Below are 21,496 nucleotides of genomic sequence, written 5' to 3'. Positions count from 1 at the left end.
TTTTCTTCAGACACAAAAAAACCGCCCCGATGGGCGGTTTTTTTTATCAGTCACTGAATGACTCAGCCGTTGTACTTCTGGAATACCAGTGTGGAGTTGGTGCCGCCGAAGCCGAAGCTGTTGGACATCACACGCTCCAGATTCACACCGTCCTGACGCTCGGTAACGACCGGCAGGCCTTCCGCTTCCGGGTCCAGCTCTTCGATGTTGGCAGATGCACAGATAAAGTCGTTCTGCTGCATCAGCAGGCAGTAGATCGCTTCCTGCACGCCGGTGGCGCCCAGAGAGTGACCGGTTAGAGACTTGGTGGAGCTGACCGCAGGCATATCCTCACCGAAGGTAGTTTTCATCGCCTTCAGCTCCTGGATGTCACCCGCCGGAGTGGAGGTGCCGTGGGAGTTGATGTAGTCGATGCTGCCCTCGACGGTGGACATCGCCTGCTGCATGCAGCGCACCGCGCCTTCGCCAGACGGAGCGACCATGTCGTAGCCGTCAGAGGTAGCTCCATAGCCGACCAGCTCGCCATAGATCTTGGCGCCGCGGGCCTTGGCGTGTTCCAGTTCTTCCAGTACCAGCATGCCGGCACCGCCAGCGATGACGAAGCCGTCACGGTTGGCGTCGTAAGCGCGGGAGGCTTTCTCCGGCATATCGTTGTACTTGCTGGACAGGGCGCCCATGGCGTCGAACATGCAGGTCAGTGACCAGTGCAGCTCTTCACCGCCACCGGCAAAAATCACATCCTGTTTGCCCAGCTGGATCTGTTCCATCGCGTTACCGATGCAGTGCGCGCTGGTGGCGCAGGCAGAGGTGATGGAGTAGTTCACGCCCTTGATCTTGAACGGAGTGGCGAGGCAGGCAGAAACGGTGGAGCCCATGGTACGGGTTACGCGATAGGGGCCGACACGGCGAACGCCTTTGTCGCGCAGTACGTCGGCAGATTCGACGATATCCGCGGAGGATGCACCACCGGAACCGGCGATCAGGCCGGTACGTACGTTGGAAACCTGATCTTCGCTCAGACCGGAGTCTTTAACCGCCTGATCCATCGCAATGTAGGCGTAGGCTGCAGCCTTGCCCATAAAGCGGCGCAGTTTGCGGTCGATCAGTGCGTCGAGATCGATATCTACGCTACCGGCTACATGGCTGCGGAAACCGAGTTCAGCATATTCCGGCTGGAAACTGATGCCTGAACGGCCCTGTTTCAGGGATTCCAGAACGCTTTCCTTGTCGTTACCAAGGCAGGATACGATCCCCATACCGGTCACTACGACACGTCGCATGTGTGGCCTCTCTAAATTTGTCGAGTTCTGTTAGTTGGACCTGCAGTGCGCCGCCCGGTTGCATTAAAGCATTCATTCGCCGGGCTCGGCGTCCTGCGCGTAAGTGGTTTAGAAGCTGTCAGTGCTCTTGAACAGACCCACTCTCAGATCCTTTGCAGTGTAGATCTCTCTGCCATCCACGGACAGGGAGCCATCAGCAATCCCCATCACCAGCTTGCGTTCGATAACGCGCTTCAGGTTGATGTGGTAGGTCACTTTGCTGGCGGTCGGCAGTACCTGGCCGGTGAATTTGACTTCACCGGAGCCCAGCGCGCGACCGCGGCCTTCGTTGCCACGCCAGCCGAGGAAAAATCCTACCAGCTGCCACATGGCATCAAGTCCGAGACAGCCCGGCATCACCGGGTCACCCGGGAAATGGCAGTCGAAGAACCAGAGATCAGGCCGGATATCCAGTTCGGCAATGATCTCACCCTTGCCGTATTCACCGCCCTCGGCACTGATCCGAGTGATGCGGTCCATCATCAGCATGTTGTCGACTGGCAGCTGGGCGTTGCCCGGGCCAAACATCTCGCCGTGACCGCACTTGAGCAGGTCTTCGCGTTCAAAGGAAGAAGGTCTTGTCATGAGAAAACTGTTTATCCACATACAAAATTGTTCAGAATAGCGGCACATTATACCGGTTAGCAGCTTGTGAGGCACGGGCTGTGTCAGCTAATTTCCATAAGGAGCGCTGTGACATACGTGAATGGCGCTCTACTTAAAGTGTGGGTCCAGCTGGGATAAATAAAAAATGGAACATGATTTCTGGCATCAGCGTTGGCAGGAAAACCGCATCGGCTTTCATCAGCAGGAAGTTAATCCCTGGTTGCAACAGTATTGGTCAAAGCTGCGTTTTGAGCCGGGAACCCGGGTATTGGTGCCCCTGTGTGGTAAATCCAGGGATATGCTCTGGCTGCGGGAGCAGGGCCATGAGGTACTCGGTGTAGAGCTCAGTGATATCGCCTGCCGGGATTTCTTCCATGAACAGGGCGCCGATGTGGCGGCGGTGACTGTGGATACCTATCACCGGCGCGAACGTGATGGCATCGTATTGCTGACCGCCGACCTGTTTGCTCTGCCCTGGGAAGTCTTTCGTGGTGTCGGCGCCGTTTATGACCGGGCCGCACTGATCGCACTGCCGCCCACCATGCGCAGGCGCTATGCCGAACGCCTGGCGCAGCGGCTGGAGCCTGGCGTGGAAGTGCTGCTGATCTCCCTGGAGTTTGGCGGCGATGGTGGCCCGCCTTTTTCCGTGCCTGAAAACGAGGTGCGTGAACTGTTCGAGCCGGCATTCACCGTCATCCGTTTGGCAGACGCAGAAACGACAAAAAGCCAAAGTGATGTGGCGGTGCGTGAAGTAGCCTATCTGCTGCATCGGCAGTAGGCGGTCCGCCCTTGGGCCGATTAAACCTTGCTCGGCGGTAATCTCAAGCGGAGGAGGTCGAGCGCGACGGGGTTGTTGCTCCTACCTGAAACGAACCAGGCAGGAGGCGTCCCCGCGTCGATAAGATCGCCGCAAACGCTTCAGCTGGTGCGCTGCACGGCCATGCCGGCGATCTGCGCCAGAGTGTCGCGGAAGCTGGTTTCCGGCAGGGTGTCGAGAGCCGCCAGAGCAAGATCGACCTGTTCCTGGGCCTTGTCGCGGGTGTAATCGATGGCGCCCGTTTTGCGCACGATTTCAAGGATCGGTGTCAGGTCATCGAGTCCGCCCTTGCGGATCGCTTCGCGAACCTGCTTGCGCTCTTCTTCGTTGCCGGCACGCATGGCGTAGATCAGCGGCAGGGTGGCCTTGCCTTCGGCCAGATCGTCGCCGACGTTCTTACCCATCTCTTCGCTGCTCGACAGATAATCCATCACGTCATCGACCAGCTGGAAGGCAATGCCGAGGTGGCGGCCGTAAAGACGTAGCGCCTCACGTGATTCGTCATTGCTACCGGCGAGAATGGCGCCGCACTCGGTGGCCGCTTCGAACAGCATGGCGGTCTTGCCGAGAATCACGTTCATGTAAGATTCTTCGGTGGTGTCCGGGTTGCGCTGGTTCAGAAGCTGCAGCACCTCGCCCTCGGCGATCACGGTGGTGGCGTTGGAGATCACTTTCATGATCGCCATTTCGCCGATCTCCACCATTACCTGGAAGGAGCGGGAGTAGAGAAAGTCGCCGACCAGAACGCTGGGGGCGTTGCCCCATTTGGCATTGGCGGTGGCATTGCCGCGGCGCAGGTCGGAGTTATCGACCACGTCGTCATGCAGCAGCGTCGCGGTGTGGATAAACTCGATCACTGCCGCCAGCGGGATATGCTGTTTACCTTCGTAGCCACAGGCGTTGGCCGCCAGCAGCACCAGCAGAGGGCGCAGGCGTTTACCGCCGCTCTCCACGATATAGTGGCCGATACTTTCAACCAGAGGGACGTTGGAACCCAGGTGGTTGAGAATGTACTCGGTGACCGCATCAAACTGCGGTTCTATCAACGGGTTAAGCTGGTGTGGCTGCATGGGCGAGAGAGGTAACTTGTCGACAGAATAGTTGGCCGAATGCTAGGGAGAAGCTTTCGAGGTGTCAAGAAATGCACAGGCTGGTGGTTTTTTGTCCGGGTTATCTATTGAGCGACACCTGGGGTTTGTGTAAAATTGCGCGCCCTAAGCCTGTCCATCTTTGCTCCCTACCATAGGGTGCCGTGGTTCAGCGGATCAGTAATGATCCTGAGCTGCTCCCTTAGAAGTAGGTTTGTGTCCTAGTAGCCGGGCAGGCAAAACACTGGAGAAATACATGTTTGCAGTTATTGTTAGCGGTGGTAAGCAGTACCGCGTACAGGAAGGCCAGACGCTGAAGCTGGAAAAGCTGACCGCTGAAGCCGGTTCCAACGTTGAATTCGATCGTGTGCTGCTGGTCGGCAACGGCGACGACATCAAAGTCGGCGCGCCGGTTGTTGAAGGTGCCAAGGTTGCGGCTGAAGTCGTTTCCCACGGCCGCGGCGAGAAAGTGAACATCATCAAGTTCCGTCGTCGTAAGCACCACATGAAGCGTCAGGGCCACCGTCAGTGGTTCACTGAGGTTAAAATCACTGGTATCAGTGGCTAATCAGACAGGAGATTTATAATGGCTCATAAGAAGGCTGGTGGTTCTACGCGTAACGGACGCGACTCACAGTCCAAGCGCCTTGGTGTTAAGCGCTTTGGTGGTCAGAACGTTATCGCTGGAAACATCCTGATTCGTCAGCGCGGTACCAAGTTCCACGCTGGTGAAAACGTAGGTGTTGGTAAAGACTTCACCCTGTTCGCTAAAGCGGACGGTGTTGTTAAGTTCGAGGTTAAAGGCCCGAACAGCCGTAAATACGTCAGCGTGGTTCCTGCCTAAGCGGCACGCTGAAGTTGAAAAAAGCTCCGCTAAGGCGGGGCTTTTTTTGTTTTTAAGCCGGTCGTCTGCCGGCGTCAGCTCTTTCGGGAGGTAACAGATGAAATTTGTCGATGAGGCGATCATCACGGTTGAGGCCGGTAAAGGCGGCAACGGTTGCATGAGCTTCCGGCGCGAAAAGTTTATCCCGAAAGGGGGGCCGGACGGTGGTGACGGTGGTGATGGAGGCTCGATCTACGTTGAGGCTGACGAAGGTCTGAACACGCTGATCGATTACCGCTATACCCGCCAGTACAAAGCGCAGAATGGCGAGCAGGGCAGTGGTCGTAACTGTACCGGTGCCAAGGGCGAGGACATGGTGCTGAAGCTGCCGGTGGGTACCACGGTGGTGGATGTGGACACCGATGAGGTGCTGGCCGACCTGACCCAGATCGGTCAGATCGAAAAGATCGCCCAGGGCGGTTTCCATGGTCTGGGTAACACTCGCTACAAAAGCAGTGTGAACCGTGCGCCGCGCCAGACTACCAATGGTACGCCGGGTGAGCTGCGCAATTTGCGCCTGGAACTCAAGGTGATCGCCGATGTGGGGCTGCTCGGTCTGCCGAACGCGGGAAAATCCACGTTGATCCGTTCTGTATCAGCGGCCAAGCCCAAGGTGGCGGATTATCCGTTCACTACCCTGGTGCCGAACCTGGGTGTGGTGCGTACCGAGGCTCATCGCAGCTTCGTCGTGGCCGATATCCCCGGGATTATCGAAGGTGCAGCGGAAGGTGCCGGTCTTGGTATCCGCTTCCTTAAGCACCTGGCGCGTAACCGTGTGCTTTTGCACCTCGTTGATATGGCGCCCTGGGGTGAGACTACGCCTGCTGAGGCTGCGGTTACCGCGGTTGCCGAGCTACAGAAGTTCAGTCCGACTCTGGCGGAACAGCCGCGCTGGCTGGTGCTGAACAAGCTGGATCTGCTGCCGGAAGAAGAGCGTGAAGCCGCCTGTCAGGCGGTGCTGGATGCGCTGGAGTGGCAGGGTCCGGTGTACCGGATTTCGGCGCTCAATAAGGAAGGTCTGAAAGAGCTTGTGCATAACCTGCAGGACTTCCTCGACCAGCGTGCTGCAGCTGTGGCGGAAAATCCGGAGCTGCTGGATGAAGAGCGTGAAATTCGCGCCACCATCGATCAGGAAGCGCGCGAAAACCTCGAGCGCCTCAAGGCTGAAGCGCGTGCACGTCGCCAGGCTGCAAAAGATGGTCTGGATGACGATGATGACTTCGACGAAGACGATTATGATGTCGATGTTGAGTGGGTGCGCTAGTCAGGTCGCGCCCGTTTAGGTAGGGAGAAGCAGGTGGTAACCGGTCGTAAGGGGTTGGCCCGCAAAGGTCGCTGGGTGGTAAAAATCGGCAGTGCGCTGCTGACCAATGATGGTCAGGGTCTGGATCTGGAGGCTATCGGCCGCTGGGTTGCCCAGGTCGCCGAATTGCGCGCGCGCGGTATCGAGGTTGTGATGGTTTCCTCCGGCTCCATTGCTGAAGGGATGAAGCGTTTGGGCTGGACGTCGCGACCGCGTGAGATCTATCGCCAACAGGCCGCGGCAGCAGTAGGTCAGATGGGGCTGGTGCGTGCTTACGAGTCCGCCTTTGAGCGTCACAGCCTGCGTACCGCTCAGGTGCTGCTAACCCATGATGACCTGTCCAACCGCAAGCGCTACCTGAACGCCCGCTCCACGCTCTGCACGCTGATTGAGCTGGGTGTCATCGCCGTTGTGAATGAAAACGATACGGTGGTGACCAGTGAAATCCGTTTTGGTGACAACGATACCCTCGGCGCTTTGGTGGCCAATGCCATCGAAGCGGACGCTTTGATTCTGCTGACCGATCAGCAGGGGCTTTACGAGGCAGATCCGCGCTCCAATCCTGATGCGGCCTTTGTCCATGAAGCGCGGGCTGATGATAAGAGCCTGATCGCCATGGCGGGCGGTGGTGGCAAGCTGGGTCGTGGCGGTATGGCTACCAAGGTGCGTGCGGCCCGTCTGGCGGCCCGTTCGGGGGCGCAGACGGTTATCGCCAGCGGTCGCGAGGATGATGTCCTGCTGCGCCTGTTTGCCGGTGAGGCGCTGGGTACCTTGCTGGTACCGGAGAAAGAGCCGGTCGCGGCGCGCAAGCAGTGGATTGCTGGTCATCTGCAGGCCCGTGGCACGCTTACTCTGGATGCTGGGGCGGTTAAGGCTCTGGTGACCGGTGGTAAGAGTTTGCTACCTGCCGGTGTTAAAGCTGTGCAGGGTGATTTTTCCCGCGGGGAGATGGTGCTCATGCAGGATGAGGCGGGGGCAATCGTTGCTCGTGGCCTGGTCAATTATGGCACCGGCGCTGCGCGTCAGATTATCGGTCACGCCAGCGGTGAGATTGTGGATATCCTTGGTTTCGTGGGTGAGCCTGAGCTTGTCCACAGGGATAACCTGGTACTGGCCTAAAGATTCTGCCGGCGTTAATCGTCGCGAAGCGCGCCATTCTGTAATGGGAATGGCGCGCTTTTTTGTAGCGAGGCCCTTGTTGCGATTAACCCTGATCGGCTAAAAACAACCGTTGTACCCGCCCGATCGGCACGAGGGCGAATTTCAGGCACAAAAAAACCGGCTTACGCCGGTTTTTTTGGAGCTTCGATCAGCAGGCATTACGCCATTGCTTTGATCTTTGCATTCAGACGGCTCTTGGTGCGAGCTACCTTGTTCTTCGAGAAGATGCCCTTGTTAACAGCGCTGTCGAGCAGCGGCTGGGCAGTCTTGAAGGCTTCCTGTGCAGCAGCCTGGTCGCCGCTGGAGATTGCTTTCAGAACTTTCTTGAAGTAAGTGCGCACCATGGAGCGCAGGCTAGCGTTGTGCTTACGACGCTTCTCCGCCTGGCGAGCACGTTTACGGGATCCTGCGGAATTCGCCACGATCTGGCTCCTTAAAATTTGAGTTAATCAGGATCGGCGGTACGTAATGCCGAAAAATTAGACGCGAGATTATTCATGTTTGACGATTGAGTGTCAAGTAACCGATCCGCTTTTTGCCCGTTTCCCATGCAACCCTGTCGCTGTATGATCAGCCAGCCAGAACCTGACTATCATAGCTCCATTTAGCTGAACGGAATCCCTCTCTTGTCCAGTACTCAAACCCAGGCAGAAAAGTCGCCGCCGGGCCTGCTTAGATCCAGCGCTGTGGTTGGTGTGATGACCATGCTCTCGCGTGTGCTGGGGTTGGTGCGCGATGTGGTTATAGCCGGCTATTTTGGGGCTAGCGGCAGTGCTGACGCGTTTTTTGTCGCGTTCAAGATTCCTAACTTCTTGCGCCGGCTATTTGCCGAGGGCGCGTTTTCCCAGGCCTTTGTGCCGGTTCTGTCGGAATATCGCTCCCAGCGAGATCTGCAGGCTGTGCAGCAACTGGTTTACCGGGTCTCCGGAACGCTTGGATCGATTCTCGTTGCTGTCACCTTGCTGGGGGTGCTCGGGGCCCCGCTGCTGGCGGCGCTGTTTGCGCCCGGGTTTTACATGGATGCCGGGGATAAGTTTGATCTGGCCGCTGAGATGCTCAGAATCACCTTTCCCTATCTGGCGCTGATTTCATTGACCGCATTTTGTGGTGCGATTCTCAATGCGTATGGCCGCTTTGCCGTACCTGCGTTTACCCCGGTACTGCTGAACCTGACACTGATTTTCTCGGCGGTGGTGCTAAGCCCGCAGTTCGAGACGCCGATTATGGCGCTGGCCTGGGGTGTGTTTATGGCCGGTGCACTGCAGCTGCTGTTCCAGCTGCCGTTTCTGGCGCGTCTGCAGCTGGTGCCTGTGCCGCGGCGTGGATGGAAGGATGAGGGCGTGCAGCGGATTATGAAATTGATGCTGCCGGCGCTCTTTGGGGTCTCTGTGGCGCAGATCAATCTGTTGCTGGATACGGTATTGGCGTCCTTTCTGCAGACCGGTAGCGTGTCCTGGCTGTATTACTCGGACCGCCTCTCCGAGTTGCCGCTGGGTGTGTTCGGTATTGCGATCGCCACCGTTATTTTGCCCAGCCTTTCGCGCAAGCACGCCGAGCAGTCACCGGAGCATTTCCGTAAAACGCTGGACTGGGCGGTGCGCATGGTGCTGTTGATCGGCGTGCCCGCCGCCGTTGCGCTGGTGGTGTTGGCCGAAGAGCTGCTGACCACGCTGTTTCACTATGGCTCGATGACCGACCTGGATATCGAGATGTCGGCCCGCAGTTTGCGCGCCTATGCCATAGGCCTTGTAGCGTTCATGCTGATCAAGGTATTGGCCACCGGTTTCTTTGCCCGTCAGGATACCAAGACGCCGGTCAAGGTAGCGGTGCAGGCGATGGCAACGAATATGGTGTTTAACCTGATTCTGATCTGGCCGCTGGCCCATGCGGGCCTGGCGTTGGCGACGGCTCTGTCGGCCTTTATGAACGCGGGGCTGTTGCTACGTGGTCTGATCAAGGATGGCGTTTTTAATCGGCAGCCGGGGTGGGGGATTTTTGCACTCAGGTTGCTGCTGGCCAATGCGGCTCTGGGCGGTTTGTTGTTCTGGTTGTCGCGACCCTCTTCCGACTGGCTGGCAGCGGACGTTTGGCAGCGTGGTGTCTGGATGGCAACGCTGGTTTTTGGTGGTCTTGCGGTCTATGTGATCGTTCTCGTGGTGGCTGGCGTGCGTCCACGTCATCTGAGAGGTTGATCAGGGCTTAATCAAACCCTGCTTTTCAGGCTATAATCCGGCGTTTTCGCAAGAACCGTTGCTGCGCCTTTGGCGCTGCTCATCTCGCTTTTATGGAGTCTCGTTTAGTCGCGTATGGAATTGATTCGCGGTTTACACAATCTGCGTGAGCGCCATCTCGGGTGTGTCGCGACCATTGGTAACTTCGATGGCGTACATCTGGGGCATCAGGCGGTATTGAATCAGTTGCATGCGAAGGCGGCGGAACTCGGCTTGCCCAGCGTGGTGATCATCTTTGAACCTCAGCCACGCGAGTTCTTTTCTCCCGAGGGCGCGCCACCCAGGCTGACCCGGTTTGGCGAGAAGGTGCGGTTTCTGGAGTTTGCCGGGGTCGAGCGTGTGCTCTGCCTGATGTTCAATACCCGTCTGCGCAGCATGTCGGCGGATGAGTTCGTCACCCAACTGCTGATCGACCGGTTGAATATCCGTCACCTGGTGGTGGGGGATGACTTCCGTTTTGGCTGCGACCGGCGCGGTGATTTTGAACTGCTGAAGAACGCCGGCGACAAGTACGGCTTCTCGGTTGAGGAAACCGCCACCTGTGAGGTGGACGGCGAGCGCATCAGCAGTTCCCGTATTCGCACCACTTTGCAGGCGCATGATTTTGAGTTGGCCGCCAGGCTGCTTGGGCGGCCTTACCGCGTCGCCGGTCGTGTGATGCATGGGCAGAAGCTGGGCCGGCAGCTGGGCTCGCCCACCGCTAATGTGCGTATGCACCGCTTTGCCTGCCCGTTGCGTGGCGTTTATGTGGTGGACGCACTGGTCAACGGCAAGCGCTATTCCGGCGTCTGCAACGTGGGTATGCGGCCTACGGTAAGCGGCAGACAGCCGGTGCTGGAAGTTCACCTGCTGAACTTCAGCGGCAACCTGTATGGCGAGTTGATGCAGGTGGAATTCAGACATTTCCTGCGCGACGAGCGCCGCTTTGACGGCCTCGACGCGCTGAAGACACAGATTCAGGACGATATCGAGGCCGCACGTGGCTGGCTCGAATCGCAATGCTGAAAAAGATAATCCTGGGACGTAATTTGTTATGACCGACTACAAACCGACGCTGAACCTGCCGGAAACGGCCTTCCCAATGAGAGGCAATCTGCCCAACCGTGAGCCCCAGTGGCTTGAGCGCTGGGCGCAGATCGACCTCTACGCGAAACTGCGCGAAGAGGGTAAAGGACGTCCGCAGTTCATCCTGCACGATGGCCCTCCCTACGCCAACGGCAATATTCATATCGGTCATGCGGTTAACAAGGTGATCAAGGACATGATCATCAAGTCGAAAACCCTGAGCGGTTTTGACGCGCCTTACGTGCCGGGCTGGGACTGCCACGGTCTGCCGATCGAACACAAGGTCGAGACCATGATCGGCAAGGCCGGTGACAAGGTCCCGTACCGTGAGTTTCGTCAGAAGTGCCGCGAATACGCCGCCGAGCAGGTAGAAGGCCAGAAGGCCGACTTCATCCGTCTGGGCGTGCTCGGTGACTGGGACAACCCCTACCTGACCATGAACTTCGATACCGAAGCCAACATCGTCCGTGCCCTCGGCAAGATCATCGAGAACGGTCACCTGGTGAAGGGCTACAAGCCGGTTTACTGGAGCGTGGTCGGTCAGTCCGCCCTGGCGGAAGCCGAGGTGGAGTATCAAGACAAGACCTCTACCTCCATCGACGTGCGCTTCACCTTCGCGGATCAGGCGAAAGTGCTGGCGCTGTTCGGCCAGGAAGCGACCGAGACACCAGTATCCCTGGTTATCTGGACCACAACCCCCTGGACCATTCCGGCCAACCAGGCCGTGTCGCTGAACGGCGAGCTGGACTACGCGCTGGTTGAAGCCCACACCGAGCAGGGGCTGGACCGCCAAGTGCTGGCCGCATCCATGGTTGATGATGTGATGGCGCGCTGGGGTGTGGATAAGTACGACGTGCTGGCGACCGTCAACGGTGCCGCACTGGAGCTGCTGCAGCTGAACCACCCGATCTATGCCAAGCAGGTGCCGGTGATCCTGGGTGATCACGTGACCACCGATGCGGGTACCGGTGCGGTGCACACCGCGCCTGATCACGGTATGGAAGACTTTGTCGTCGGCCAGAAATACGGCCTGAACACACTGAACCTGGTGCAGGCTAACGGTACCTACACCGGTGAGGCGGGCGAGTTCGCCGGCGTACACGTCTACAAAGCCGACGAGCCGGTCTGCGAAGCGCTGGAGCGCGAAGGCAAGCTGGTGCACAAGAAGCGCTTCCAGCACAGCTACCCGCACTGCTGGCGTACCAAGACGCCGCTGATCTACCGTGCGACCCCGCAGTGGTTCGTGTCTATGGAAGAAAAGGGGCTGAAAAAACACGCGCTGGAAGCGATCAAGGGCGTGCAGTGGTTCCCGGACTGGGGTCAGAACCGCATCGAAGCGATGGTGGATCAGAGCCCGGACTGGTGTGTCTCCCGCCAGCGTACCTGGGGCGTGCCGATCACCCTGTTTACCCACAAACAGAGCGGCGAACTGCATCCGCGCACCAAAGAGCTGATCGAGCAGGTGGCGCAGAAGATCGAAGTGGGTGGTATGGATGCCTGGTTCGAACTGGATGCCAAAGAGCTGCTGGGCAACGAAGCGGACGACTACGACAAGGTTACCGATACTCTGGATGTCTGGTTCGACTCCGGCGTGACTCACTACTCCGTGCTGAACCAGCGTGACGGTCTGCGTTTCCCGGCGGACATGTACCTGGAAGGCTCCGACCAGCACCGCGGCTGGTTCCAGTCATCGCTGAAGACCTCTATCGCGATCAACGACTGCGCGCCGTACAAGCAGGTGCTGACACACGGTTTCACCGTCGACGAGAAAGGCTACAAGATGTCCAAGTCGCTCGGTAACGTGATCGCACCGCAGGAAGTTACCGACTCCCTGGGCGCCGATATCCTGCGTCTGTGGGTGGCCTCCACCGATTACTCCGGTGAAATGGCCGTGTCCAAGCAGATCCTGCAGCGTACCGCCGACTCTTACCGCCGTATCCGTAACACCTCGCGCTTCCTGCTGGCTAACCTGAGCGGCTTCGATCCCGAGAAAGATAGGGTCGAGCCGGAACAGATGCTGGCGCTGGACCGCTGGGCGGTCGATGCCGCAGCGAAACTGCAGAAAAAAGTGATCGACGCCTACGACGGTTACCGTTTCCTGGATGTGTACCAGCAGGTGCACAATTTCTGTGTGCGTGAGCTGGGCGGTTTCTACCTGGATATCATCAAGGATCGCCAGTACACCACCAAGCCGGACAGCCTGGCGCGTCGCTCCTGCCAGAGCGCACTGTTCCATATCGCTGAAGCGCTGACCCGCTGGATCGCGCCGATCCTCAGCTTTACCGCTGAAGAGATCTACGAGGTGCTGCCGGGTGAGCGTCGCGAAAGTGTGCTGCTGACCACCTGGTATGAAGGTCTTACCACCGTCGCCTTCGATGACGAGTTCACGCCGGAGTTCTGGCAGCGTGTCATGGCGGTTAAAGATGCTGTGAACAAGTGTCTGGAAGATGCTCGTGGCGAGAAGCTGGTTAAAGCGTCTCTGGCTGCCGAAGTGACTCTGTATGCCGATGAAGCGCTGCAGCAGGATCTGGCGCGCCTCGGTGACGAGCTGCGTTTCGTACTGATCACCTCCGTGGCCCGCATCGCGCCGCTGGCGGAGGGCGAAGGCGCCCGCGATACAGACGTAGCAGGTCTCAAGGTGGCGGTTAAAGCCTCCGAACAGCCCAAATGTGCCCGTTGCTGGCACCACCGTGAAGATGTGGGTCAGCACGCTGAAGATCCGGAGCTTTGTGGTCGCTGTGTTGAAAACGTCAGCGGAGAAGGCGAACAGCGCCAGTACGCCTGATGGAGCCGCTCACAAATAAGGCCAGCGCACTGCGCTGGCTCTGGCTTAGCGCGGTCGTCATCCTGTTGGACCTGGGTACCAAGTACCTGGCCGATACCCGGCTGACCTATGCCGATCCCGTGTCGGTCCTGCCGGTGTTTGATCTGACGCTGCTCTATAACAAGGGAGCGGCGTTCAGCTTCCTGGCGGCAGAGGGCGGCTGGCAGCGCTGGCTGTTCATCCTGATCGCTCTGGGAGTGAGCCTGATGCTGCTGGTGTGGATGAAACGCACACCGGCTCGCGCCTGGTGGCTCGGCTCAGGCCTGTCTCTGCTGCTCGGTGGTGCTCTGGGTAACCTCTACGACCGTATAGTTCACGGTCATGTGGTCGATTTTATCTCCGTGCACTACGGCGGCTGGTACTTCCCGGCCTTCAACCTGGCGGACACCGCGATCACCTGTGGCGCGATTCTTCTGATTATCGATATGTTGTTTGCTGGCGATGAAAACGCCAAAGAGAGTGGAAAATGAGCCAAGCGACCATCGGTCCCGACACGCAGGTCACCCTGCACTTTGCCATCAAACTCCAGGATGGCCAGATTATTGATTCCAACTTTGAGGCCGAGCCGGCCACCTTTACCTTTGGCGATGGCAATATCCCTGAAGGTTTCGAACAGGCGCTGCTTGGTTTGAAAGAGGGCGATGAAGCCGAGCTGACCATCGCCCCCGAACGCGGATTCGGTCAGCATAACCCGAGCAACATCCAGGTGCTGTCACGCAAGGATTTCAAAGACATGGATCTTGAACCTGGTCTGGTGGTTTCCTTTCAGGAGCCAGGCGGTGAAATCCCCGGTGTCGTTACCGAGTTTAACGACGAACGCGTGTCAGTGGACTTCAATCATCCGCTGGCAGGAAAGACGTTACTGTTCGAGGTCAAAATTCTCTCAGTTAACTAACTTCTAATAGAAAGCCAGTCTGCTATAGTGCGGGAATGCAAACACTTGTATGGATACCGCACGGATGAAGAGACAGACTGGCTTTACTCTCATCGAACTGATGATCGTCGTTGCCGTAGTGGGCATCCTGGCGGCGATTGCATACCCCGCTTATCAGGATTACGTCAGAAAGGCGCGCAGGGCCGATGCTATGAATGCGTTGGCCGAAATTCGCATTGAGCAGGAAAAGTGGCGGGCTAACAACGTTAGCTTTACCTCTAATGCTGCGTCCTTGGGTGTGGATACTGTGTCTCCTGACGGTTATTACGATATTGAGATCACCGTTGAGGATGCAACAAAGTCAACTAACTACCTGGTAAAGGCTGAGCCTAACGGTGATCAGGTAAATGATTCCTGTGGCACTTTTGCAGTTGAACGTGACCCTCCGAGTCAAGACGGACCTCAGTATACGGGGTATGCAGATAAAGACTGCTGGTCGAGGTGATCCCGATGCGTCTAAAAGACTTTACTCCTCAAGCCTCAGGTCAGCTTGGCGTTACATTTATTGAGTTACTTATCTCCATTGCTGTTCTGGCAGTGCTGGTAGCTTTAGCTGCGCCCTACTTCGGGAACTATATCGAGCGGCAACGCCTTGTTGGCGCGACTGAAGCCTTACATGGGCAGATACAGCAAGCCAAACGTGCAGCAATATCCAACAATAAAACTATCTATCTGCAGGTTTCCAACGGAGCGAACTGGGCTTCGGTATATGGAGATACGAATCCTCCCGCAGGCGAGGTTAATGGGTTGCCAGTGCTTGATGTTGACTCTGAGGATTATCCGACGACAGAAGTGGCGACATCAGTAACGATTGCTTTTGAAAAGCCAGGCCTGAACACCAATGTTTCCGGCAGCTTGGCAGTTGGCTCTCCTTCAGGCTGGAAGGTCATCGTGTCGCTAAGCCCGATTGGGCGTGTAGAAATCTGTTCAGATGATGTTAGCCAATACCCAGACTGTCCGTGAGGAAGCGTACATGGAATTCGGTAAACAGTGCAGGCAAAGTGGCTATACTCTAATTGAGTTGATGGTGGGTCTGCTGGTCGGTTTGATCGTGCTATCGGGTGTGATCTACATCTTTCTGACTGCATTAAGGTCGAGTACCGATGTACTAAACAGTACCCGTCTTAATCAGGAGGTGGCGACTCTGAGTGATTTGATGACCGGCGAGCTGCGCAGGGCGGGGTATTGGAATGCCCAGGCGTCAGGGGCGGCCGGTACATCGCCTTATAGCGGGGACCCTGCGGGTGAAATGGCTCTGAATATTGTGAGCTCTACGTGCGTACTTTACAGCTATGACAAGCAAAGTGCGGGTTTAAGTACGGTAGCTGATACGGATCGGAGTGGCTTCAGGCTTTATCCTACTAGCGGAGACAACGGAGAACTTCAGTATAAAGCTAGTGCAGCCTCGATTTCAGACAGTAGTCAGTGTACGAATGATGCGGGCTGGGTCTCTCTTACAGATTCGTCTTTTATGTATGTAACGTCGCTTGCTATTACGGATACATCAGAGAGCCGTTGTTATTCACTGACATCGTCGGCGGCGTCTGAAGCTTTTATGTCGCCAGGGTGCACCAGCTTTGGTGCTGATCCTTACGTCACCGTAAGGGTTGTGAGTGTGGCGTTTTCGGCTGAGGTTTCCAGGGACGATAGTTGGCAAAACCGTGTAAGCGAAACTGTAAAAATCAGAAATAATACGCTGACCGACTAATGAGATCGTGTATGACTACCAAAGCTTTGGTTACCCCCAAATATCGGCAGCAGGGTATGGCTACCTTGGTGACGGCAGTCGTTTTGCTTATTGCAGTGCTTGGTGTCCTCTTCTACATGTCTGGTGTTGTAAATCGTGAGACGCAGCTTGTTGCAAATGAATACCGTGGTAAGCAGGCGTTTCATGCCGCACAGGGGGGCATTGATAGAGGGATATACGAAATACAGCTACAGCAAACTAGCGCTGCTTTCCCTGTATCGCGCTCATTCGATGTGGCTTCATACGGTTATATGGCGGATTTGGTTAGCGGAGCGGAAGCCGAGTTTTCGGTAATACGCTCTGAGGGGTATAGTGATGACTCGTCAACTCAGAGAATTCTCTATCAAGTATTGGCTAAAAATCCTCTATTCCCGTCAATGGCTACAATACCGCTTGTTGCAAAAGGTAATGCAACTTTATCAGGGACATTTGAACTCATTAATAACGATGAAAATATAAATGTCTGGACAGGTGGTGGCATCGATAAAAACGGGGCTTTTCAAACGAAGATAATGATCGATGGGCAGCCCAATCAAATTAGTACTACTAAAAATACAATTGGTCCTGATGTCATTCATAGCGATCCTGAGTTGGCTAGCGCTACGAAGGAAGAAATGCTCGTTAGCTTGGTTGGATATAGTCTCGCCGAATTAAAGGGTATGGCGGGATCTAATGTATACGCTGACGAAATGACAAGGGATGAATTTAATTCTGCGGTCGCAAATAGTAGTACAGGCGTTATTTATTACACTGATGATTCAGATCCCGATAAGGCGTATGGTCTTCCGTCAAATACAACAATAGGTACGGAAGATAGTCCCGTAATTTTAGTCGTTGATGGAAGTCTTGATATTCAAGCCAATAGCACATTTTATGGACTTATTATATCAACAAAAACCATAGAAAAGATTAATGGTGGTCCGTATATATATGGTGGAATTATTGGTTTAGAGGATGCAGATATAGGTAACGGTAATTTTACCATCGAGAATTCGCCCGGTGTGAGTGACGGGTTTAAAAATAGATTTGTCTTAAGTGCTGTCAACGGTGGATGGCGGGACTGGGAGTTATAATATGAACTCGTATCGTAGAAAACAGTCGGGTTTTACTTTAATTGAAGCAATTATAGCTTTTTTTGTGCTCACAGTAGGTTTGCTGGGTGCGGCACTTTTTCAAAGCTATTTGGTTGCTGAGAGCGGTAATTCGAAAGCTCGATCATACGCATTGAAGTTGGCTGAGAAACGCCTTGATGAACTCAGGGGCATCACCTTGCCTGCAGACTTTCAAGCTATTCCCAGCATCGCTTCGAGTACTGTTTCAGGTTCAAACGCAATTTTTTCAGTGCAGCAAATTGTGGGGCCGGCGAGCGGGGCAGGGGCCGACTTTAAGGAGGTTACTGTTGTTGTTAGTTGGAATGGAGGGGATGATTCGGTCCGCCTAACATCAGAGCTTCTTTGGATGCCCGTAGTCAATATAGTTGAGCCAGAAGATGCTGGAGAAGCTGGGGTCAGTAGTAATTTTGGTAGTATCGAAATTCCTACGGGTACTGCCTCGGCATTGAATCGTGAAGAGATGGCCGGTGTTTCTGGTGCCATTGGAACAGTTGTTACCTCAGGTGATACTGCAGGCGTGGTGATCGAAAGCGAAGATGGAACGCCGCAGGCCTATGAGCTGATTTCCCTCAATGGATCAACTAACGTTATGGAGATCGAGGGCAGGATCGTTAATTATCCGGATAATCCTTTACCAGATAGCCTATTCAATTATCACTATGAAAATGAAGACGATTATATTGATGTTTTGGCAACCGCTGGTGCTAATTGCGTAATTTATAAAATATATGATGAAGCCTATGAGTCGGGTAGTTATAAGGTGGCCGATTACAAGTGTCTAATGGGTGAAGGTTGGCGTGGTTCGGTCAATATATTCAGGTACCACTTGGGCGATGTGATCGAATTGGGCAAGAATGACTTGGTCTGCGAACCTCAGTCTAGGAGCTATCAATACCGTATTATTGATCAGTTTCCCTCTGGGTTTACCGTGTCAGGGGGGAATGTTTCTGATTTAAATGTAGTGGGTCAGTCAGGGATGGTTCGCTTTACCACAGAGGTTTCTGGCGCTACTCGCGCATTGGATGATGTTTATGTTAGTGATTACTTCTGGATAAATCCCAATGTTATTACGTCGGGGGCGGACTCCATTCTAGGTAACGTAATAAAACAACCGTATGTAGTGGCTAGTGGCAAGAGTGTGAGTTGTGGTGATATAAATACTGACTCCGATTTTGTTAACTCGTTAAGTGACCAGAATTTTGATATTTCAGGTTCTGATGAGATTTTAATGCCAGGCGTTATGGTTGATAGTTCTGACCGGAATAATGCCGAAGACTCGCTTTATCCGGATGAGCGAGGGGTTGTCGTTTTGGGCTACACTGTAGTACGAACCGCTATAAATGGCCGATTTTTTCTGGCTGATTCGCTTGGCTCGAATGACAGCGCGTTGAAAAATCCTTTAAATTACAACATTGTTGGTAATCCGCTTCCTGAGGTGTCAATTATTTGCCGCGTTAGCGAGGGTGACGGCACTTATAATTTGACTGACGGAGGTCACTACTATCCTTATAATTGTCAGATTCCCATTGGCTGGGAAGGTTATTTAACGGCAGAGCCAGATGATAGCCTGTCAGGGGAGACGGGAGTTGTCGGTTGCCCAAATATTGACGGCGGTGATAATACCTATTCTGGTGATAGTCTCTCAAATAACTTTGCTTATTATTGGATACCTGCGGCATCAACGGCCACAGGGACAACATCTGTAGTCGGTGAAGATTTCAAATTCGGTAGAAGCAACAACTTGTGTGACGAAACCTAAGGGGAAATGGTTGTCTTTCTATAACCAGCCCCCTTTGAAAAGTCGGGTCAGAATACATTTAGAGAGCAGCTCCTATACGCAATTAAGGTTGGTCAGACGCATTATTACTCTGAGTTCGTCGGGTAGTAACATTACCCGGCCTTGCTTTTTTTGCACTAGGGTGGGATATTTCTGTCTCGATACAACTTCAGTGTTTTCAGGAACCGCAAGGATTTGGTTCTGATCTATGTGCTCACGCAGTAAAACATCAGGCTTTACCCTCCTGGAACTCATGGTCGCGGTTGCCATTCTGGCTATCTTGCTGACCATCGGTATCCCCAGCTTCAGTAACTTTATTGACAGCAGTCAGCGCCGCGCTATCAGCGAAGGTCTAGCATCTGCCGTTAAGGTGGCACGCTCAGAAGCGGTTACGCGTGGCGTGGAAACCACGCTTTGTAGGAGAAACAGTGCAGGTACTGCGTGTAGTAACGCTGCTGACTGGAGTGTAGGATGGCTTGTGGTGCCAAGTGGGGCCGCGCCGGTTAGGGTTTGGGATGCGGTGCCAGGTGAACATGGGCTCACTCTCAATACCACTGAACAAATGATTACGTTCACGCCCATGGGAGGAGTGAAGAATCAGAACACTTTTGACTTTTCGTTATCGTATGGAGACGGTAATATTGGTGGTTATAAAGTAACCGCCATCGGAGGCTTTGAAGTTGAGGAGAACTGAAGTCTATGTCCAGGGATGGGAAGGTTAACCTTCCAAAAAACAGCCAGTCTGGTTCAACGCTTATCGAAGTGTTGATCGCTATGTTTGTGATTGCCGTGGGGTTGTTGGGGGTCGCCGGAATGATGACCTACACCACCAAGGGCAACCACAGCGCCTACCTGCGCTCTCAGGCTTCTTTCCTTGCCTACGATCTAGCCGATGCCATGCGGGCCGCTCCCGCGGATGCGGAAGCAGGAGAGTTTGACAATTCATGCAACGGTACTTCTAGCTCCTGTAGTTTCCGCCAGGCTTGGGATAACCGGGTTAGAAGCGAACTCGGTGCCACTGCCAGCGGTGCAATCAGCTGGGCTGGCGACTCGGTAACAATCAGCCTTACCTGGGATGATAGTCGTGGTGAATTGCTTGATGATGCAGGCGATCAGGCTGCTGGAGTCAACGCCCAAAACAACGTTTTCGAGTTCGAGACAGAGATATAGTCATGCAGGGACGCTCCGCTCAAACGGGTTTTACGCTCATTGAGTTGATGGTCAGTCTGACCATCGGCCTTTTCATTATTCTAGGTGTTTTGGTCGTTTACGTAGGAGGCATCCGTTCCTATTCTGTGAATGATGCCTTGTCACGAGTTCAAGAAAGTGGTCGCTTTGCGATGGAGTTCTTGTCCCGCGACATCCGGCAGGCCGGGTTTCAGGCAGGCTGCACTACCGTAAATAACTTGTTAGACGAGACTGATGACGAGTATTCAGAGCTGCTTCATTTTTTTGCCGGAGGGATCTCTGGCTGGAACAATGACGCGGGAGCTTTCGCTGATGATTTGGTTGGTTACCAGCCCGGCACTGATGTACTCCTTCTTAAAAATGCAGCCAATCTCACCGGTGTTACTGCTTCGGGGAACACGCCCGCAAATGCAAATACAATACAAATCACGGCTGCAAGTGGAATTCCCAGAGGCACGATAATTCTTGTAGCTGATTCTATCGGTTGTGACCTGTTCCAAAAGGCGAATAACGCCAATGCACAGTCTTTGACGCGGGGCGCAGGTGGTGGCGGTGGTTTTGTTCCCGGCAATAAAAACCCGGGCACCAATGATTTCAGTCACCAATATGATGATGAGATGCAGATCTTCCAGTTTGACTCGATGCTTTACTACGTGGGTACAGGAACGGGAGGGGGGCCAGCTTTGCGTCGCGCTCGGTTACAGTCAGATGGGAAGCTTGGTGGCGATGTTGAGCTGGTTAGTAACATACAAAGCATGCAGGTCGAGTATGGAGTAGATAGCGATAACGACAATAATGTCAATTCATACGAGACCGCAGATGCAATAGGAAACTGGGACCAGGTGCTGTCTGCCCGTCTTTCTCTTTTGGTATCGGATGAGACTGACAATGTTCTTGAAGTAGCGGCCGATGCGCTGCCAGCTCCGTTCCAGGCGGTAGATACGTCGGATCGAAGGTTGCGCAGGGTGTTTACTTCCACAGTCGCACTGAGGAACAAACTGCCATGAACCCGAAAATGAATAAAGACGAATCGGGAGCGGCTTTAATAGTCGCGCTTATAATGCTGCTTTTGATCACAATCATTGGCGTCAGTGCGATGCAGACGACAACGATGGAAGAGCGGATGGCAGGGAACCTCAGGGATCGCCACGTGGCATTCCAGGCGGCGGAGGCCGCGTTACGTCAGGGAGAGTCCGATGCCGAGAATGACTTTCCTGATGTGGATGGTAATGGAACAATCACGGTCGATATAAACGGTAATACAGTACCTGCAACCTACACTGTCACTGAGCAGGCGGTTGAGTATGAACCCTCTCTGGATGCTAATGAGAGTCCTGACTTCGCGATTATGATTGTGCGGGTAGTTGCTGAATCCCAAGGTTTATCTGGGAATAGTAACGTGCGGCTAGAATCGACATACAGAATAGAACGATAGGCGACA

At 54.7% G+C, this 21,496-nt stretch carries 23 protein-coding genes; 19 read left to right on the top strand and 4 right to left on the bottom strand.

What is annotated here, in order from left to right; translation table 11 throughout:
- Positions 1-62 precede the first annotated feature (62 nt).
- On the bottom strand, positions 63-1,280 hold the full coding sequence (fabB, locus tag CLV83_RS14335; protein WP_132293687.1) for a beta-ketoacyl-ACP synthase I: 1,218 nt from the start codon (positions 1,278-1,280) through the stop codon (positions 63-65).
- A gap of 108 nt (positions 1,281-1,388) precedes the next feature.
- Positions 1,389-1,904 carry a 3-hydroxyacyl-[acyl-carrier-protein] dehydratase FabA gene (gene fabA, locus CLV83_RS14330; RefSeq protein WP_132293684.1) on the bottom strand — a complete coding sequence of 172 codons (516 nt, stop codon included), beginning with the start codon at positions 1,902-1,904 and terminating at the stop codon, positions 1,389-1,391.
- 166 nt (positions 1,905-2,070) lie between these two features.
- Here fabA and CLV83_RS14325 point away from each other — a divergent pair, with 166 nt between their 5' ends.
- Positions 2,071-2,703 carry a thiopurine S-methyltransferase gene (locus tag CLV83_RS14325; RefSeq protein ID WP_132293681.1) on the top strand — a complete coding sequence of 211 codons (633 nt, stop codon included), beginning with the start codon at positions 2,071-2,073 and terminating at the stop codon, positions 2,701-2,703.
- 140 nt (positions 2,704-2,843) lie between these two features.
- Here CLV83_RS14325 and ispB read toward each other — a convergent pair whose 3' ends face one another.
- Complete coding sequence (gene ispB / locus CLV83_RS14320; RefSeq protein ID WP_132293678.1) at positions 2,844-3,812, bottom strand: octaprenyl diphosphate synthase; 969 nt, start codon at positions 3,810-3,812, stop codon at positions 2,844-2,846.
- Between the two features lie 274 nt (positions 3,813-4,086).
- Here ispB and rplU point away from each other — a divergent pair, with 274 nt between their 5' ends.
- The 4 genes from rplU (at position 4,087) to proB (ending at position 7,135) form a co-directional block, all read left to right on the top strand.
- Positions 4,087-4,398, top strand: a complete 312-nt coding sequence (rplU, locus tag CLV83_RS14315) for a 50S ribosomal protein L21 (RefSeq protein WP_104004598.1) — start codon at positions 4,087-4,089, stop codon at positions 4,396-4,398.
- A gap of 18 nt (positions 4,399-4,416) precedes the next feature.
- Positions 4,417-4,674, top strand: a complete 258-nt coding sequence (rpmA, locus tag CLV83_RS14310) for a 50S ribosomal protein L27 (protein WP_132293675.1) — start codon at positions 4,417-4,419, stop codon at positions 4,672-4,674.
- Positions 4,675-4,771: 97 nt separating this feature from the next.
- Entirely contained in the window at positions 4,772-5,977 is a 1,206-nt protein-coding gene (gene cgtA, locus CLV83_RS14305; RefSeq protein ID WP_132293672.1) for an Obg family GTPase CgtA, read from the top strand.
- A gap of 33 nt (positions 5,978-6,010) precedes the next feature.
- The gene (gene proB / locus CLV83_RS14300) at positions 6,011-7,135 is read left to right on the top strand and encodes a glutamate 5-kinase (protein ID WP_132293669.1); all 1,125 of its coding nucleotides are present in this window, start codon (positions 6,011-6,013) and stop codon (positions 7,133-7,135) included.
- A 200-nt stretch (positions 7,136-7,335) separates the two neighbouring features.
- Here proB and rpsT read toward each other — a convergent pair whose 3' ends face one another.
- Positions 7,336-7,599: a 30S ribosomal protein S20 gene (gene rpsT / locus CLV83_RS14295; protein ID WP_132293666.1), complete on the bottom strand. Its 264-nt coding sequence runs from the start codon at positions 7,597-7,599 to the stop codon at positions 7,336-7,338.
- A 276-nt stretch (positions 7,600-7,875) separates the two neighbouring features.
- On the opposite strand from rpsT, the gene murJ reads away from it, so the two are divergent.
- The 14 genes from murJ to CLV83_RS14225 all read left to right on the top strand — a co-directional run bounded on the left by murJ (position 7,876) and on the right by CLV83_RS14225 (position 21,490).
- The gene (murJ, locus tag CLV83_RS14290; RefSeq protein ID WP_132294376.1) at positions 7,876-9,369 is read left to right on the top strand and encodes a murein biosynthesis integral membrane protein MurJ; all 1,494 of its coding nucleotides are present in this window, start codon (positions 7,876-7,878) and stop codon (positions 9,367-9,369) included.
- Between the two features lie 114 nt (positions 9,370-9,483).
- A complete protein-coding gene (gene ribF, locus CLV83_RS14285; protein WP_132293663.1) occupies positions 9,484-10,413 on the top strand; it encodes a bifunctional riboflavin kinase/FAD synthetase in 930 nt (309 codons plus the stop codon).
- 28 nt (positions 10,414-10,441) lie between these two features.
- On the top strand, positions 10,442-13,258 hold the full coding sequence (gene ileS / locus CLV83_RS14280) for an isoleucine--tRNA ligase (RefSeq protein WP_132293660.1): 2,817 nt from the start codon (positions 10,442-10,444) through the stop codon (positions 13,256-13,258).
- Entirely contained in the window at positions 13,258-13,767 is a 510-nt protein-coding gene (gene lspA, locus CLV83_RS14275) for a signal peptidase II (RefSeq protein WP_132293657.1), read from the top strand. The genes ileS and lspA overlap by 1 nt, the downstream gene beginning before the upstream one ends.
- Positions 13,764-14,192: an FKBP-type peptidyl-prolyl cis-trans isomerase gene (locus CLV83_RS14270; protein ID WP_132293654.1), complete on the top strand. Its 429-nt coding sequence runs from the start codon at positions 13,764-13,766 to the stop codon at positions 14,190-14,192. Before lspA ends, CLV83_RS14270 begins: the two co-directional genes overlap by 4 nt.
- A gap of 64 nt (positions 14,193-14,256) precedes the next feature.
- The gene (locus tag CLV83_RS14265; RefSeq protein WP_207894901.1) at positions 14,257-14,676 is read left to right on the top strand and encodes a type IV pilin protein; all 420 of its coding nucleotides are present in this window, start codon (positions 14,257-14,259) and stop codon (positions 14,674-14,676) included.
- A gap of 5 nt (positions 14,677-14,681) precedes the next feature.
- Positions 14,682-15,194 (top strand): GspH/FimT family pseudopilin, encoded by a 513-nt coding sequence (locus tag CLV83_RS14260; protein ID WP_132293648.1) that lies wholly within the window; start codon positions 14,682-14,684, stop codon positions 15,192-15,194.
- A gap of 10 nt (positions 15,195-15,204) precedes the next feature.
- Positions 15,205-15,939: a PilW family protein gene (locus tag CLV83_RS14255; protein WP_165900319.1), complete on the top strand. Its 735-nt coding sequence runs from the start codon at positions 15,205-15,207 to the stop codon at positions 15,937-15,939.
- Positions 15,940-15,950: 11 nt separating this feature from the next.
- Complete coding sequence (locus CLV83_RS14250; protein WP_132293642.1) at positions 15,951-17,051, top strand: hypothetical protein; 1,101 nt, start codon at positions 15,951-15,953, stop codon at positions 17,049-17,051.
- Position 17,052: 1 nt separating this feature from the next.
- A complete protein-coding gene (locus CLV83_RS14245) occupies positions 17,053-18,849 on the top strand; it encodes a type IV pilus modification PilV family protein (RefSeq protein ID WP_132293639.1) in 1,797 nt (598 codons plus the stop codon).
- Positions 18,850-19,075: 226 nt separating this feature from the next.
- Positions 19,076-19,561 (top strand): GspH/FimT family pseudopilin, encoded by a 486-nt coding sequence (locus tag CLV83_RS14240; protein WP_132293636.1) that lies wholly within the window; start codon positions 19,076-19,078, stop codon positions 19,559-19,561.
- Between the two features lie 5 nt (positions 19,562-19,566).
- Positions 19,567-20,037 carry a type IV pilus modification protein PilV gene (gene pilV / locus CLV83_RS14235; RefSeq protein WP_132293633.1) on the top strand — a complete coding sequence of 157 codons (471 nt, stop codon included), beginning with the start codon at positions 19,567-19,569 and terminating at the stop codon, positions 20,035-20,037.
- 2 nt (positions 20,038-20,039) lie between these two features.
- Positions 20,040-21,062 carry a PilW family protein gene (locus CLV83_RS14230; RefSeq protein WP_132293630.1) on the top strand — a complete coding sequence of 341 codons (1,023 nt, stop codon included), beginning with the start codon at positions 20,040-20,042 and terminating at the stop codon, positions 21,060-21,062.
- Entirely contained in the window at positions 21,059-21,490 is a 432-nt protein-coding gene (locus CLV83_RS14225; protein ID WP_207894899.1) for a pilus assembly PilX family protein, read from the top strand. Before CLV83_RS14230 ends, CLV83_RS14225 begins: the two co-directional genes overlap by 4 nt.
- The last annotated feature ends 6 nt before the right edge of the window (positions 21,491-21,496 follow it).

The organism is Marinobacterium mangrovicola (genome assembly GCF_004339595.1).
GTDB classification, from domain to species: Bacteria; Pseudomonadota; Gammaproteobacteria; order Pseudomonadales; family Balneatricaceae; genus Marinobacterium_D; species Marinobacterium_D mangrovicola.
The sequence above is the reverse complement of the archived record's forward strand: the minus strand, read 5'-3'. Positions and strand labels throughout refer to the sequence as shown.

Coding starts and splice junctions, on each gene's coding strand:
- CLV83_RS14260 (WP_132293648.1), top strand. CDS start 14,682: ATGCGTCTAAAAGACTTTACTCCTCAAGCCTCAGGTCAGCTTGGCGTT.
- fabA (WP_132293684.1), bottom strand. CDS start 1,904: ATGACAAGACCTTCTTCCTTTGAACGCGAAGACCTGCTCAAGTGCGGT.
- CLV83_RS14230 (WP_132293630.1), top strand. CDS start 20,040: ATGCAGGGACGCTCCGCTCAAACGGGTTTTACGCTCATTGAGTTGATG.
- rplU (WP_104004598.1), top strand. CDS start 4,087: ATGTTTGCAGTTATTGTTAGCGGTGGTAAGCAGTACCGCGTACAGGAA.
- lspA (WP_132293657.1), top strand. CDS start 13,258: ATGGAGCCGCTCACAAATAAGGCCAGCGCACTGCGCTGGCTCTGGCTT.
- ileS (WP_132293660.1), top strand. CDS start 10,442: ATGACCGACTACAAACCGACGCTGAACCTGCCGGAAACGGCCTTCCCA.
- CLV83_RS14255 (WP_165900319.1), top strand. CDS start 15,205: ATGGAATTCGGTAAACAGTGCAGGCAAAGTGGCTATACTCTAATTGAG.
- murJ (WP_132294376.1), top strand. CDS start 7,876: ATGACCATGCTCTCGCGTGTGCTGGGGTTGGTGCGCGATGTGGTTATA.
- ribF (WP_132293663.1), top strand. CDS start 9,484: ATGGAATTGATTCGCGGTTTACACAATCTGCGTGAGCGCCATCTCGGG.
- rpmA (WP_132293675.1), top strand. CDS start 4,417: ATGGCTCATAAGAAGGCTGGTGGTTCTACGCGTAACGGACGCGACTCA.
- CLV83_RS14225 (WP_207894899.1), top strand. CDS start 21,059: ATGAACCCGAAAATGAATAAAGACGAATCGGGAGCGGCTTTAATAGTC.
- fabB (WP_132293687.1), bottom strand. CDS start 1,280: ATGCGACGTGTCGTAGTGACCGGTATGGGGATCGTATCCTGCCTTGGT.
- CLV83_RS14270 (WP_132293654.1), top strand. CDS start 13,764: ATGAGCCAAGCGACCATCGGTCCCGACACGCAGGTCACCCTGCACTTT.
- ispB (WP_132293678.1), bottom strand. CDS start 3,812: ATGCAGCCACACCAGCTTAACCCGTTGATAGAACCGCAGTTTGATGCG.
- pilV (WP_132293633.1), top strand. CDS start 19,567: ATGTCCAGGGATGGGAAGGTTAACCTTCCAAAAAACAGCCAGTCTGGT.
- CLV83_RS14265 (WP_207894901.1), top strand. CDS start 14,257: ATGAAGAGACAGACTGGCTTTACTCTCATCGAACTGATGATCGTCGTT.
- CLV83_RS14245 (WP_132293639.1), top strand. CDS start 17,053: ATGAACTCGTATCGTAGAAAACAGTCGGGTTTTACTTTAATTGAAGCA.
- cgtA (WP_132293672.1), top strand. CDS start 4,772: ATGAAATTTGTCGATGAGGCGATCATCACGGTTGAGGCCGGTAAAGGC.
- CLV83_RS14325 (WP_132293681.1), top strand. CDS start 2,071: ATGGAACATGATTTCTGGCATCAGCGTTGGCAGGAAAACCGCATCGGC.
- CLV83_RS14240 (WP_132293636.1), top strand. CDS start 19,076: ATGTGCTCACGCAGTAAAACATCAGGCTTTACCCTCCTGGAACTCATG.
- CLV83_RS14250 (WP_132293642.1), top strand. CDS start 15,951: ATGACTACCAAAGCTTTGGTTACCCCCAAATATCGGCAGCAGGGTATG.